This is a genomic window from Pseudomonas sp. AL 58, assembly GCF_036348395.1.
Classification (GTDB): domain Bacteria; phylum Pseudomonadota; class Gammaproteobacteria; order Pseudomonadales; family Pseudomonadaceae; genus Aquipseudomonas; species Aquipseudomonas defluvii.
Genome location: NZ_JAZBQR010000002.1, coordinates 75,783 through 89,537 on the forward strand (window position 1 = coordinate 75,783; position 13,755 = coordinate 89,537).

Annotated in this window: 12 protein-coding genes and 1 pseudogene; 8 read left to right on the top strand and 5 right to left on the bottom strand. The window is 61.0% G+C overall.

Going from position 1 to position 13,755, the window contains the following annotated elements; genetic code table 11:
* Positions 1 to 3: 3 nt before the first annotated feature.
* Complete coding sequence (pta, locus tag UIA24_RS00735) at positions 4 to 2,100, bottom strand: phosphate acetyltransferase (protein ID WP_330521945.1); 2,097 nt, start codon at positions 2,098 to 2,100, stop codon at positions 4 to 6.
* Positions 2,101 to 2,132: 32 nt separating this feature from the next.
* A pseudogene (locus UIA24_RS00740) lies at positions 2,133 to 2,470 on the bottom strand (DUF3565 domain-containing protein).
* Between UIA24_RS00740 and UIA24_RS00745 the strand changes: the two are divergent.
* On the top strand, positions 2,439 to 2,924 hold the full coding sequence (locus UIA24_RS00745; protein ID WP_065759116.1) for an FKBP-type peptidyl-prolyl cis-trans isomerase: 486 nt from the start codon (positions 2,439 to 2,441) through the stop codon (positions 2,922 to 2,924). The pseudogene UIA24_RS00740 and the gene UIA24_RS00745 overlap by 32 nt on opposite strands.
* 145 nt (positions 2,925 to 3,069) lie before the next feature.
* Positions 3,070 to 3,552 carry a glutathione peroxidase gene (locus UIA24_RS00750; protein WP_065759115.1) on the top strand — a complete coding sequence of 161 codons (483 nt, stop codon included), beginning with the start codon at positions 3,070 to 3,072 and terminating at the stop codon, positions 3,550 to 3,552.
* A 23-nt stretch (positions 3,553 to 3,575) separates the two neighbouring features.
* Here UIA24_RS00750 and UIA24_RS00755 read toward each other — a convergent pair whose 3' ends face one another.
* On the bottom strand, positions 3,576 to 4,787 hold the full coding sequence (locus UIA24_RS00755) for a glycosyltransferase family 4 protein (RefSeq protein WP_330521946.1): 1,212 nt from the start codon (positions 4,785 to 4,787) through the stop codon (positions 3,576 to 3,578).
* A gap of 176 nt (positions 4,788 to 4,963) precedes the next feature.
* Between UIA24_RS00755 and UIA24_RS00760 the strand changes: the two genes are divergently transcribed.
* On the top strand, positions 4,964 to 6,280 hold the full coding sequence (locus UIA24_RS00760) for a methyl-accepting chemotaxis protein (protein WP_330521947.1): 1,317 nt from the start codon (positions 4,964 to 4,966) through the stop codon (positions 6,278 to 6,280).
* Between the two features lie 55 nt (positions 6,281 to 6,335).
* On the opposite strand, the gene cysZ is transcribed toward UIA24_RS00760, so the two are convergent.
* Positions 6,336 to 7,094 carry a sulfate transporter CysZ gene (gene cysZ / locus UIA24_RS00765; protein ID WP_330521948.1) on the bottom strand — a complete coding sequence of 253 codons (759 nt, stop codon included), beginning with the start codon at positions 7,092 to 7,094 and terminating at the stop codon, positions 6,336 to 6,338.
* 266 nt (positions 7,095 to 7,360) lie between these two features.
* On the opposite strand from cysZ, the gene UIA24_RS00770 reads away from it, so the two are divergent.
* Together UIA24_RS00770 and trxB are read left to right on the top strand one after the other, a co-directional pair.
* Positions 7,361 to 7,960 carry a peroxiredoxin gene (locus UIA24_RS00770; RefSeq protein WP_330521949.1) on the top strand — a complete coding sequence of 200 codons (600 nt, stop codon included), beginning with the start codon at positions 7,361 to 7,363 and terminating at the stop codon, positions 7,958 to 7,960.
* Positions 7,961 to 8,086: 126 nt separating this feature from the next.
* Positions 8,087 to 9,049, top strand: a complete 963-nt coding sequence (gene trxB, locus UIA24_RS00775) for a thioredoxin-disulfide reductase (protein WP_099773567.1) — start codon at positions 8,087 to 8,089, stop codon at positions 9,047 to 9,049.
* Between the two features lie 93 nt (positions 9,050 to 9,142).
* Here trxB and nadC read toward each other — a convergent pair whose 3' ends face one another.
* Complete coding sequence (gene nadC / locus UIA24_RS00780) at positions 9,143 to 9,991, bottom strand: carboxylating nicotinate-nucleotide diphosphorylase (RefSeq protein WP_102051869.1); 849 nt, start codon at positions 9,989 to 9,991, stop codon at positions 9,143 to 9,145.
* Between the two features lie 175 nt (positions 9,992 to 10,166).
* Between nadC and ampD the strand changes: the two genes are divergently transcribed.
* The 3 genes from ampD (at position 10,167) to UIA24_RS23160 (ending at position 13,745) form a co-directional block, all read left to right on the top strand.
* The gene (gene ampD / locus UIA24_RS00785; RefSeq protein ID WP_099773569.1) at positions 10,167 to 10,733 is read left to right on the top strand and encodes a 1,6-anhydro-N-acetylmuramyl-L-alanine amidase AmpD; all 567 of its coding nucleotides are present in this window, start codon (positions 10,167 to 10,169) and stop codon (positions 10,731 to 10,733) included.
* Positions 10,730 to 11,563 (top strand): regulatory signaling modulator protein AmpE, encoded by an 834-nt coding sequence (gene ampE / locus UIA24_RS00790; RefSeq protein ID WP_099773570.1) that lies wholly within the window; start codon positions 10,730 to 10,732, stop codon positions 11,561 to 11,563. Before ampD ends, ampE begins: the two co-directional genes overlap by 4 nt.
* A gap of 1,477 nt (positions 11,564 to 13,040) precedes the next feature.
* Entirely contained in the window at positions 13,041 to 13,745 is a 705-nt protein-coding gene (locus tag UIA24_RS23160) for a methyl-accepting chemotaxis protein (RefSeq protein WP_442963000.1), read from the top strand.
* The last annotated feature ends 10 nt before the right edge of the window (positions 13,746 to 13,755 follow it).

The window sequence follows — 13,755 nt, forward strand, 5'->3', positions numbered from 1 at the left end:
GGTTCAACTATCCAGAGAGCGGTTGGCCTGAATCGCAGTCAGGGCAATGGTGTAGACGATGTCGTCGACCTGGGCGCCGCGGGGCAGGTCGTTGACCGGTTTACGCAGGCCTTGCAGCATTGGCCCGAGGCTGACGCAGTCGGCACTGCGCTGCACGGCTTTGTGGGTGGTGTTGCCGGTGTTGAGGTCTGGGAAGACGAACACCGTGGCGCGACCTGCTACCGGGCTGTTTGGCGCCAGTTCGCGGGCGGTGTTTTCGTTGGCCGCCGTGTCGTATTGCAGTGGGCCGTCAATCTGCAGGTCGCGTTGGCTTTCCTGGGCGAGCAGGGTGGCTTCGCGTACTTTCTCCACCTCTTCGCCGCTGGCTGAGTCGCCACTGGAGTAACTGATCATCGCCACCCGTGGCGTGATGCCGAAGGCTTCGGCCGAGTCGGCGCTCTGCAGGGCGATTTCGGCCAGCTCGCTGGCGCTGGGGTGCGGGTTCATCACGCAGTCGCCGTACACCAGCACCTGCTCGGGGAAGAGCATGAAGAATACCGACGAGACCAGGGTGCAGCCCGGCGCGGTCTTGATCAGTTGCAAGGCCGGGCGGATGGTGTTGGCGGTGGAGTGCACCAGGCCCGAGACCAGCCCGTCGACTTCGTCCAGCGCCAGCATCATGGTGCCGATGACCACCGGGTCTTCCAGTTGCTGCTCCGCCATTGGCGCGTTGAGGCTCTTGCTTTTGCGCAGGTTGACCATCGGCTCGACATAGCGCTCGCGGATCAAGTCCGGGTCGAGGATTTCCAGGCCCTCTGGCAGCTCGATACCTTGGGCGCGGGCCACCGCCTGCACCTCTTGCGGTTTGGCCAGCAGCACGCACCGGGCGATGCCGCGGGTCTGGCAGATGGCCGCAGCCTGCACGGTCATGGGCTCGGCGCCTTCCGGCAGGACGATGCGCTTGTTGGCCTGCTGGGCACGTTGGATCAGTTGGTAGCGGAACACCGCAGGTGACAGGCGCATCTCCCGTGGGGTGCCACAGCGCTGATGCAGCCAGCTGGCGTCGAGGTGGCTGGCGACGAAGTCGGTGATGATCTCGGCGCGCTCGCGGTCGTCGACCGGAATTTCCTTGTTGAGCTGGTTCAGTTGGTTGGCCGTGTCGTAGGAACCCGTGCTCACCGACAGTACCGGCAGGCCTGCCGCCAATGCTCCCCGGCAGAGTTCGAGGATGCGCGGGTCGGGTTTGCTGTCGCTGGTCAGGAGCAGGCCGGCCAGTGGTACTCCATTGATCGATGCCAGGCTGACGGCGAGGATGATGTCGTCGCGGTCGCCGGGGGTTACCACCAGGGTGCCAGGCGTAAGCAGTGGCACCGTATTGGCGACGGTACGGGCGCAGAGGATGATCTTGTTCATCCGCCGTTGTTCACAGTCCCCGGCGTTGAGCACCTGGGCGCCAAGCAGTTCCGCCACATCGCGGGTGCGCGGTGCATTGAGGTCGGCCTGGTAGGGGATGCAGCCAAGCAGGCGGAAATCGCCGCTGCGCAGCACCGGCGAGTGTTCTTTGAGGCGCGTGGCGAAGGCGTGCATGCTTTCGTCGCTACGCACCTTGTTGAGGATCACCCCAAGCACTTTCGGGTCCTTCGGCCCACCGAACAGCTGCGCTTGCAGCTCGACCCGCCCGGACAGTTCGGCCAGCACGTCGTTCTCCGGTGCCGAGACCAGGATGACCTCGGCATCCAGGCTTTTCGCCAGGTGCAGGTTGACCCGCGCAGCGTAGCTGGCGTGGCGAGTCGGCACCATGCCTTCCACGACGACCACGTCCTTGCCCTCGCAGGCTTGCTGGTAGAGGGTGACGATTTCTTCGAGCAGCTCATCGAGCTGGCCGTCGCCCAGCATGCGCTCGACGTGGGCCAGGCTCAGCGGCTTAGGCGGCTTCAAACCGTGGGTACGCGCGATCAGCTCGGTGGAGCGCTCTGGACCGGTATCACCTGGGTGTGGCTGGGCGATCGGCTTGAAAAAGCCCACCTTCAGGCCGGCCCGCTCCAAGGTGCGGACCAGGCCCAGGCTGATGGAGGTCAGGCCGACACCAAAGTCGGTCGGCGCGATAAAAAATGTCTGCATGCGAGCGTCTCGAGGTGAGCTGTGCAAAAGAATCAATTGCCAAGGGTATCGCTATCGACACCCTGCGCGCACCAGCCGCAGGAAAAAGGCTGGCCGATACGCTGTTGGCGCTGGTCGGCGTCCAGCACCCACGCGCGCGATTGCCAGGGCGGCTGGTGGCGCAGGTGCTGAGTATGGCCGCAGGACAATTCGACCACCCAGTGGCCGTCCTCGTCCTGATGAAAACCGAGAATGCGGCTGTCGCTCATGGTATTCCGTTTGTCTGGGTTACGTTCGCTTTCGGACGAGGCCTTGGTTACACTTATGGCTCTATATTCTTCTGCAAAAGGTCTCGCCCCATGCTGATCGCCGCCAACAAGGCTGTCTCCATCGACTATACCCTGACCAACGACGCTGGTGAGGTCATCGACAGCTCCGCCGGCGGCGCTCCGCTGGTCTACCTGCATGGCGCAGGCAACATCATCCCGGGCCTGGAGAAGGCTCTGGAAGGCAAGAAAGCCGGTGAGGAACTGAACGTTGCCATCGAACCTGAAGATGCCTACGGCGAATACCTGGCTGAACTGGTCAGCACCCTGAACCGCAGCATGTTCGAAGGTGTCGACGAGCTGGAAGTCGGCATGCAGTTCCACGCTTCGGCGCCGGACGGCCAAATGCAGATCGTCACCATCCGTGATCTGGACGGCGACGACGTTACCGTCGATGGCAACCACCCACTGGCTGGCCAGCGCCTGACCTTCCAGGTCAAAGTGGTTGACGTTCGTGACGCCAGCGAAGAAGAAATCGCGCATCGCCACATCCACGGCGAAGGTGGTCATCACCACTGATTTTCTGCGCTAAGCTCAGGAAGTCGCGAAGGCGGTCGGGACGATCGGTCAGGCACCCACTGGGACCTGCGATCAGCCCGGGCGCCTTTTTAGTGGGCGAGCCAAAAGGGCGCCGTGGCCCGGATTGGCAATAGAGGAGTTAGTCATGAGTGTATTTCACGACCTGAAGTTGCAAGCGCTGGATGGCCAGGAGTTACCCCTGGCGCCCTTCAAGGGCCAGGTGGTGCTGGTGGTCAACGTCGCCTCCAAGTGTGGGTTGACGCCGCAATACGCTGCGCTGGAAAACCTCTATCAGCAGTACAAAGCCAAGGGTTTCAACGTGCTGGGCTTGCCGTGCAACCAGTTTGCCGGGCAGGAGCCGGGCACCGAGAGCGAGATCCAGGCCTTTTGCAGCCTTAACTATGGGGTGAATTTCCCTCTGGGCAGCAAACTGGACGTTAACGGTCCGCAGCGACACCCCCTGTACCGTTTGCTGGCTGGCGAAGGCGCGGAGTTCCCAGGCGATATCACCTGGAACTTCGAAAAATTTCTGGTTGGCAAGGATGGTCGGGTGTTGGCCCGCTTTGCTCCGCGTACCGCGCCGGATGATCCGACCGTGGTGCAGGCGATCGAGAAAGCCCTGGGCTAACCCGTTCTAACGGGCGATTTCGTTCACCCGTGAGGTGCGGATGAGCCCGGTTTGATCGTCAGTGGGACAGGTGGTTGGCGCACGCTGGCCGCTTGTTCGCACGCTGTACGCAAGTAGGCCTCGAATTGCTCGACAATCGCTGGCCAGCATTGGCGGCTGGCATGTTGGCGAGCATTCAGGCGTACCCGGCGCAAGGTCTCACTGTCTTCAAGTAGCCAACTGGCGGCGTCGATGAATGCATTCTCGTCACCTGGCATGGCCAGTGCGCCACTGTGCCCGTGGCGGATATGCTGAGCCGCAGCGGCTTCATCGTAGGCAACGACCCCCAGCCCTGACGCCAGGGCTTCAAGCACGACATTGCCGAAGGTTTCCGTGAGGCTGGGGAACAGGAAGATATCCCCGGACGCATAGTGTTCGGCCAAGGCCGTGCCGCGTTGGGCACCACAGAAAACCGCCTGTGGCAGTTGCTGTTCCAGTGCAGCCCGCTGAGGGCCGTCGCCGACCACAATCAGCCTGATGCGCCGCTGTGGATAAGCCTGGCACAGCGCCTCGACACTGCGGCGTAACAGGCCCAGGTTCTTTTCCACAGCCAATCGCCCGACGTACATCAGGGCAATGTCCTCGTTACCCAACCCCCAGTGTTCACGCAGCGTCTGGCTGCGTCGCGCCGGGTTGAACAGGTGGCTGTCGACACCGCGGGCGAGCAGGCCCAGGCGCTCGAAACCTCGTCGTTGCAGTGTCTGGCGCTGGCTGATACTCGGTACCAGGGTGGTGTGCGTGCGGTTGTGAAACCAGCGCAGGTAGTGGGTGAGTGCATGCTTCAGCAGGCCCAGACCGTATGGGGCGGTGTACAGCTGAAAGTTGGTGTGAAAGCCACTGACCACGGCAATCCCCAGGCGCCGTGCAGCCCGAAGGGCGCTCAAGCCGAGGGGGCCTTCGGTCGCGATGTACAGCACGTCCGGGCGCTGCCGGCGCCAGTGACGCAGGAGTTTGTGCATCGACACCTGGCCCCATTGCAAGCCGGGGTAGCCGGGCAGTGGCCAGCCACGGCACAACAGTGCCTGGTCGTCGCCTGTGCCAGGTAAATCACTTGCCTGGCGCGGGCGCACCAGTTCGACATCATGCCCGCGTGAGCGCAGGCCCTCGCTGAGGCGGCCCAGCGTGTTGGCGACCCCGTTGATTTCGGGTGGGAAGGTCTCGCTGACCAGGGCGATGCGCAAGGTATGTGCTGTCATGACGTACAGTTTCATGCCCGCGGATTGCGCAGGCGTGACGGTGGCATGACGGCTTTGTGACGCCTGACCTCGGGGCTTGTGTGACTGAAATATTTCGCACCGGTGCGCTCAAGAATGTCGAACAATCGGCCGATGCAGATGCATTCAATTGAAGGTCTTGCGCTCCAGGGGCGGTAATGTTCAACAGCAAACTGAAAAAAGAAATCCTCCAGCTGCGTGAAGACCTGCTTTCCATGGAGCAGGTCAAAAGCAGCCTCGACAGTGAGATGCTGGTACTGCACCTAGACCCGCAGGGCCGTATCGAGTCGGTCAACAGCAACTTCGAGAAAGAGATGCTGTACGACAGCAGCCAGTTGGTTGGCCGCAACATCGAAGAAATCGTTCCGTCCCACGTCAAACAGCTCGATTTTTACACGAAAATGAGGGGTGCCATCACCCGCGGTGAACACCTCAATGGTGCTTTCCGTCTGCTGCGTGGCAACGGTGAGGAAGCCTGGCTGCGTTCGATTTTGCAGCCAGTCAAGAACAGTGCAGGGCGGCTTCAGTACTTTACGCTGCACTCCAGCGACCTGACCCGCACCATTGAAACCTCTCGTGAGCATGAAAGCCTGATCAATGCGCTGATGCGCTCTACGGCTGTGATCGAGTTCAATCTCGACGGCGAAGTGCTCACGGCCAATGACCGCTTTCTGCAGACGATGGGTTATACCCTCGAGAAGCTGCGCGGCAAGCACCACCGGGTGTTCTGTACGCCGGAAGATTACAACTCGCCCGATTATCAGGCGTTCTGGGACAAGCTGCGCCGTGGCGAGTTCATCGTTGACCGTTTCAAGCGCATTGATGCCCATGGGCGTGAAGTCTGGCTGGAGGCGTCCTACAACCCGATCATCGATGCGCACGACGTGCTGTACAAAGTGGTCAAGTTCGCCACGGTAATCACCGATCAGGTCAAGCAGGAACAAGCTGTTGCCGAGGCAGCCAACATTGCCTACGAGACCTCTCAGCAGACCGACGCCAGCGCTCAGAAGGGCGCCGAAGTTGTGAGCAATACCGTTGAAGTCATGCGTGGCCTTGAGGCCTACATGCAGGATGCAGCGGAGGGTATCGAGGCATTGGACAAGCAGTCTCAGGTGATCGGCTCGATCATCAAGACCATCAGCGACATTGCCGGGCAAACCAACCTGCTGGCGCTCAACGCGGCCATTGAAGCCGCTCGCGCGGGCGAACAAGGCCGTGGTTTCGCGGTGGTTGCCGACGAAGTACGGCAATTGGCGTCGCGTACCAGCGCCGCCACCGAGGAAATCGCCCGGGTGGTGCAGCAGAACGAACAACTGGCCAAAGCCGCAGTGGACATTATCGACAGCAGCAAGCGTCAGGCCGAACAAGGCCTGGAGCTGGTCGGGCAGACCGGAACGGTGATTGTCGAGATTCAGGACGGCGCCAAGCGCGTTGTCAGCGCGGTAGGCCAGTTCTCCAGCCACCTGGCGAGCTGATGCCAGCCTGACCAGAAGCGATACGGCCTGCCAGAAGGCAGGCCGTATCAAGGCGTTAGTGTACCTTCGTCGGCGCTAGCGCCTTGTCACCGTCTTCACGTACCCAGAACACCACGGCCCCCGCTACCGCCGCCGGCATCATCAGGATGTTGACGAACGGGATCAGCAGCGCCAGGTACACCGAGCCGCCGAAGCTCAGGCTCTTCCAGCGTTTTTCCCGCAGCCAGGCGAGCATTTCGTTCCAGCCCAGCTTGTGGTTGTCGGCCGGGTAGTCGATGTATTGAATGGCCATCATCCAGATCCCGAACACCAGCCACAACGGCGCCGCGATCAGGTTGACCACCGGAATCAGCGACAGGATGAACAGGGCGATGGTGCGTGGCAGGAAGTAGCCCAGTTTGCGCAGCTCACGGCTCAGCGTGCGCGGCACCATGGCGACCAGTTCGCTCCAACTGAACGGCGGCGACTGATCGCTGCCGCGTATTACCGCTTCGACCTTTTCAGCCAGAAAGCCATTGAACGGGGCGGCGATGATATTGGCGAGCAGGGTGAAGGTGAAGAACACCATCAGCGCTACCAGCACGACAAACAGCGGCCACAGGATATAGCTGAGAAAACTCAGCCAGTTCGGCAGGCTGGGCATCAACGTGTCGACCCACAGGCTGAACTGGTGTCCGGCAAGGTAGATGAGGCCGAAAAACAGTACCAGGTTGATCGTCAAAGGCAGCAACACGAACAGTCGCAGGCCCGGGCTGAGTACCAGTTTTAAGCCCTGGCGCAGGTAGTCCGGGCCAGAAAGAACAGGGGCTTGCATAGAAGGCTCCGCGTGAGGATAAAACGCGCTGACATTACCCAGTTTGGGCACCCGGTGAAAGCCGGCAAGGCTTGGCGACACGCGATGTAACAAAAGCCGAGGTCGCTTGTGACCCGTAGGTCATAGAGGATCAGGCCATTCCCAAGACGGTAAATAGAGGTCGTCTATAAGGTAGATTGTCTAAGGATATTTCCTTAATCTCTGCCACCTCGCTACAGTGCGCACAACTTTTCAACGCCTTCGAATTCAATCTTCAAGGAGTTTTCATGAGCATTCTGGTTAACAAGCAAGCCCCTGATTTCGATGCCGCGGCAGTGCTGGGTGACGGTTCGATCGTTGACAGCTTCAAGCTTTCCTCCCTGCGCGGCAAATACGTCGTGCTGTTCTTCTGGCCGCTGGACTTCACCTTCGTCTGCCCGTCGGAAATCATTGCCCACAACAACCGTATGGACAAGTTCCGTGAGCTGGGTGTTGAAGTGGTCGGTGTTTCCATCGACTCGCAGTTCACCCACCACGCCTGGCGCAACACGCCGGTGGAGAAGGGCGGCATTGGCGAAGTCGAATTCACCATGGTCGCTGACGTTAAACACGAAATCACCCGTGCCTATGGTATCGAGCATGACGCTGGCGTTGCTCTGCGCGCTTCGTTCCTGATCGACCAGAAAGGCGTGGTGCAGCATCAGGTGGTCAACAACCTGCCGCTGGGTCGTGAAGTCGACGAGATGATTCGTCTGGTCGAAGCCCTGCAGTTCACCGAACAGTACGGTGAAGTGTGCCCGGCCGGCTGGCGTCCAGGCCAGAAAGGCATGAAGGCCGATGCCAAGGGTGTTGCCGACTACCTGGCGGAAAACGCCAAGAGCCTGTAACCCGCTGTTTTCAGGACCTGCGGCCAAAAGCCTTCCCCAAGTGCTTCGCAGGTTCTTTTTTATTCCAGCCGGCGATCCCGGCGTTACGACACTGGCCGCTACAGGCCAGGTCGACAGGAGAGTGTCATGTCTGAAGTACGTCATTCGCGAGTGATCATCCTCGGTTCCGGCCCTGCCGGTTACAGCGCCGCGGTGTACGCTGCCCGTGCCAACCTCAAGCCGCTGCTGATCACCGGCATGCAGGCTGGTGGCCAGTTGACCACTACCACCGAAGTCGACAACTGGCCGGGCGACGCCCACGGCCTGACCGGCCCGGCACTGATGCAGCGTATGCAGGAGCACGCCGAGCGTTTCGAGACTGAAGTGGTGTTCGACCACATCAACGCCGTAGACCTGGCGCAAAAGCCGTTCACCCTCAAAGGTGACAGCGCCACCTACACCTGTGATGCACTGATCATCGCCACCGGTGCCAGCGCTCGCTACCTGGGCCTGCCGTCGGAAGAAACCTTCATGGGCAAAGGTGTTTCGGCCTGCGCTACCTGTGACGGTTTCTTCTACCGCAACCGTGAGGTGGCGGTAGTGGGTGGTGGTAACACCGCTGTCGAGGAAGCCCTGTACCTGGCCAACATTGCCAGCAAGGTCACTCTGGTTCACCGCCGCGAGACCTTCCGTGCCGAGAAGATCCTGGTCGACAAGCTGCACGCCCGTGTGACCGAAGGCAAGATCGTGCTGAAGCTCAACGCCACGCTGGACGAAGTGCTGGGTGACGACATGGGCGTGACTGGTGCGCGTCTGAAGAACAACGATGGCAGCAGCGAAGACATCAAGGTCGACGGCGTGTTCATCGCCATTGGCCATACCCCGAACACGTCGCTGTTCGAAGGCCAACTGACCCTCAAGGACGGCTACCTGGTAGTCAACGGCGGCCGTGACGGCAACGCCACTGCCACCAACATCGAGGGTGTGTTTGCTGCCGGTGACGTGGCTGACCACGTGTACCGCCAGGCGATTACCTCGGCCGGTGCCGGTTGCATGGCTGCACTGGACGTCGAGCGCTACCTGGATGGCCTGCAGAACGCGGCACATTGATTCTGCGCAGGTAGATGACAAACCCCCGCCTTTGAGCGGGGGTTTGTTTTTTCAGGCCAGGGGCCGCGTAGGTGCGGTAAGCCCTCTGAGCCCTTACAGGCTAAGGCGCATCGACAGATCCACCGCCTTGACGTCCTTGGTCATGGCACCGATGGATATGTAGTCCACCCCCGTTTCGGCGACCACCAGCAGGGTGCTTTCGTTGATCCCGCCACTGGCTTCGAGTTTGGCTCGGCCAGCGTTCAGGCGGACGGCTTCGCGCATGTCGTCCAGGCTCAGTTCGTCGAGCATGATGATGTCGGCACCAGCGTCCAGTGCCTGTTTAAGCTCGGCCAGGCTTTCCACTTCGATTTCCACGGGTTTGCCGGGGGCGATGCGGTGTGCCGCGGTGATCGCTTCGGCGATGCCGCCGCTGGCCGCAATGTGGTTTTCCTTGATCAGGAAGGCGTCGTAGAGGCCGATCCGGTGGTTGTGGCAGCCGCCGCAGGTGACGGCATACTTCTGCGCCAGGCGCAGGCCTGGAAGCGTCTTGCGGGTGTCGAGCAGTTTGACCTGGGTATGGGCAACCTTGTCAGCGAGGAACTGCGCGTGGGTGGCAACACCGGAGAGCAACTGCAGGAAGTTCAAGGCGCTGCGCTCACCACTGAGCAGCGAGCGTGCCGGCCCTTCAAGGGTGAACAGGATCTGGTTGGGCCTGGCCCGGTCGCCGTCCTTGACCTGCCAATGCACCGCCACCCGAGGGTCGAGTTGGCGGAACACCGCATCCACCCATGCCGTACCGCTGATGACGCAGTTCTCACGGGTGATGATGGTGGCCTTGGCCAGGCGTTCGGCGGGGATCAGTTGGGCAGTGATGTCGCCGCTGCCAATGTCTTCGAGCAACGCACGGCGCACGTTGGCTTCGATTTCGGCAGTCAGATCGGCGAGGCGTAAATTCGGCATGGCGGGCTCCACAAGCTAAGTGGCCGGGATTATAGGTCAGCCCGTGCCGGGGTTGCAGCAAACAAGCGGCGTGTTGTGCAGGGTTTGGCTACTCGAGAACACACTTTTTCACGATACATCTGCCTGTGCGCCGGGGCATACTGGCATTGTCTTTGGGTTGCTTTCAGGAATTTCTATGCAGTTGGACCGTGCTACCGGCTGGGTTGCCGGCATCACCCATTGCCCTTCGCCAAACTTTAACGCCCGCCCTGATGGCGAAGCCATTTCCCTGCTGGTGATCCACAATATCAGCTTGCCGCCAGCGCAATTCGCCACCGGCAAGGTTCAGGCGTTCTTCCAGAACCGTTTGGACCCTGACGAGCACCCGTTTTTCGAAACCATCAAGACCTTGCGCGTTTCTGCGCATTTTTTGATCGAGCGTGATGGTGCCGTCACCCAGTTCGTGTCCTGCCTGGATCGGGCCTGGCACGCCGGTGTCTCGGCATTTGACGGTCGCGAAGGGTGTAACGACTTTTCTTTGGGTATCGAACTGGAGGGCACCGACGATATGCCCTTCACCGATGCCCAGTATCAGGCCTTGCAGGTGCTGACCCGGCAACTGCAGGCGGCCTGGCCAGCGATTAGCCGCGAACGGATTCGCGGCCACAGTGAGATTGCCCCGGGTCGCAAGACGGATCCGGGCCCAGCCTTTGATTGGGCGCGTTACCGCGCCGCCCTGCAGGATAGCGAGGAGAAATCATGAGTTTTCTGGTGTTGTTGCTGGTGTTGTGGATCGAGAAGTTTTCGGCATTGCGTCAGCGCCTGCAACGCGATGGCTTCTTTCTTGGCGAGTTGGCACGACTGGAGCGTAGCGGCAAAACCCATCCGTGGTGGGCGCTGGGCATTCTGGTGCTGCTGCCGGTGGCGTTGCTGGCGTTGCTCGTGCATGCGCTGGAACCGGTGGCGTATGGTTTGCTGGTCTTTCCGATCCACTTGCTGGTGCTGATTTACAGCTTGGGACGTGGTGATGTGAAGGCGTCGCTGGGCGCATTTCGCGATGCGTGGCGGCGTGGCGATGAGCAGGCCGCACTGCATGTGGCTGAACGTGATCTGGGCTTGGCCGCTGACAATGAAACCATGTTGATTGAGCGGGTTGAAGGGCATCTGCTGTGGCAGGCCTACCAGAGCCTGTTCGCGGTGATTTTCTGGTACTTCCTGCTGGGCCCGGCCATCGCGTTGGGTTACCGCCTGTTGGCACTGACGGCGGCTCATGCGCGTAACGAGGCATTGCGTGACTGTGCAGGGCAGGTACGGCATGCCTTCGATTGGCTGCCCGTACGCTTGTTGGCCTTGAGTTTTGCCTTGGTCGGCAATTTCGTTGCGGTCAGCCGTGCGTTGTTGCACGAATTGCTGAACTGGCACATCAGCGCCGGTCGGCTGATTCACATCGCCGGCCGTGCGGCGGGTGAGCTCTCTCAGGGCGCAGCGGTCGGCCCTGATGGCCTTGCCGATCTGGACACCCTCTGGGAACTGCTGCTGCGTTCCGCCGTACTCTGGTACGCCGGCTTCGCCCTCTGGACCGTCCTTGCCTGAAACCATGGCGGATCGAGCTCGGGCTCGATCCGCCGGTTAACCTTAAGTTACAAAACCCCGCATCGATATGCGTTATACAGGACCTGGTGAACATCGCCGGTGGCCTAGAGCCATTGCGCCTATAGAACAATAAGAATCAAGGAGACGACCCGTGAAGCGCCTCTTGTATCCCGCCGTTGCGCTGATGAACCGCCTGAGTTTCGGGATGAAGTTCAGCCTGATCAGCGTCCTGTTTTTCCTGCCCATGCTGGTGACCAATTTCTATCTGGTCCGCGACGCGTATGCCCAGCTCAATGCCACCCGTGTCGAGCTGCAAAGCCTCGATCTGCTTGGCAGCAGCCTGATGTTGCGCAGTGATCTGGAAACCTTGGGCAACCTGGTGCAGATCAATGCTGTGCTGGGGCAGTCGGGCAAGGCCGAAGATGTCGAGGTAAAAATCTCGGCCCTTGAACAGCAACTGTTGTCCCGCCTGCAGGGTTTGAGCACGGTGTCGGTCGATGAGGCGCAGGTGCGAGCCTTCGAGGACAAACGCAGTGAAATGCTGGCCGTGTTCCAGCGTGCGCAGAGCGAATCGTCCTTGTTGAGCAAGGCAGCCCTGTTTGACAAGCTGCTGGCCCAGGCCCAGGTGCTGAGCAAGCTGATCGCCAGCCAGGCCGGGCTGAGCCAGGATGATGAGCGTGTCATCCGCCAACTCAGTGAGCTGTTGATCAGCGCAACCCCGCAGGTCACTCAGGCCTTGGGTGAGGGGCGAGCCATGGGCGCCTATTCCCTTGGTCAAGGCTTTCTCAATTCGTCCTCCAGTACCCGTTTCGAGGAACTGCTACAGGCCCTCGACAAACTCGCAGCGGACTATGCGATCAAGGTGCAGGACGCCCTGGCCACTGAACCGCGGGCGAAGGCGAGCCTGGGTGCGCACGCTGCAGCCAGCCAGGCCACTTTGAAGCAGGCCAGTGAGCTGTTCGAGGAGCAGGTGGTCATGGCCGACACCCTTGATGCGCCGTGGCCAGCTTTTTATCAACAGGCTAGCGACTTGATGGCGCAGACCTACCAACTCAACAGTGCAACCCTGGACTTTCTGCGCCTGGAGTTGCAGCAGCGACTGGGGGAATACCGTCAGCACATGACACTGCTGGTGGCGGCACTGGCGGGCATATTCCTGTTGATCGTCTACCTGTACAGCGGCTTCTATGCCTCGACCCGCAGCACGCTGAAGCGTCTTGGCGTTGTGATGGACGAGGTGGCGGCTGGTGACATGACCGTGAACTTCCAGGCCCACAGCCGCGATGAGCTGGGTGAGTTGGGGCAGGTGTTCAATGCCACGGTGCGGCGTATTCACGACCTGATCGAGCAGGTTGGCCAGACCGTGGCGCAGGTTGAGTACCAGGCCGGGCAGGTGCATGCCGTTTCGGCGCGCAGCAACCAGGCGGTCAGCGGTCAGCGGGGGCAGATCGAACAGGTGGCCACGGCGATGAACCAGATGTCGGCGACAGCCCAGGAGGTCGCACGCAGCACGGCGGCGGCGGTCAACAGCGCCCATGGGGTCAATCGGGATACCGTCAGTGGGCGCAGCCTGGTGGCGTTGCAGCAAGGCAGCATTGCCCGCCTGGCCAGTGAGATTGATCAATCGGTACAGGTGATCAACCAGTTGGCCAGTGACAGCCAGGCCATCAGCCGGGTGCTGGAGGTGATCAAGAGCATTGCCGAACAGACCAACCTGCTGGCGTTGAACGCCGCTATCGAAGCGGCCCGCGCCGGCGAGCAAGGCCGTGGCTTCGCCGTGGTGGCCGATGAGGTGCGCACACTGGCCAAGCGCACTCAGCAATCGACCGAAGAAATCGAGCACATGATTTCACGCTTGCAGGGGGGTGTGGGCGCTGCGGTCAAGGCGATGGACAGCAGCCATCAGATGGCATCGGGGACGGTGGGCCAGTCAGAGCAGGTGCAGCAAGCGCTGGAGAACATTCTGGGTGCCGTCGGTACGATCGTCGACCAGAACCAGCAGATTGCCGCTGCGGTAGAGCAGCAGACCGCGGTAGCCCATGACATCGACCAGAACATCGTGCAGATCAACCGCGCCGCCGAGCATGCCAGTGACGGCGCGCACCAGACCGAAGATGCCAGCCGGCAACTGTCGACCCAGGTGCTGGAGCTCAAGCGTTTGATTGGGGCGTTTCGGGTCTAGGATCAGGCAC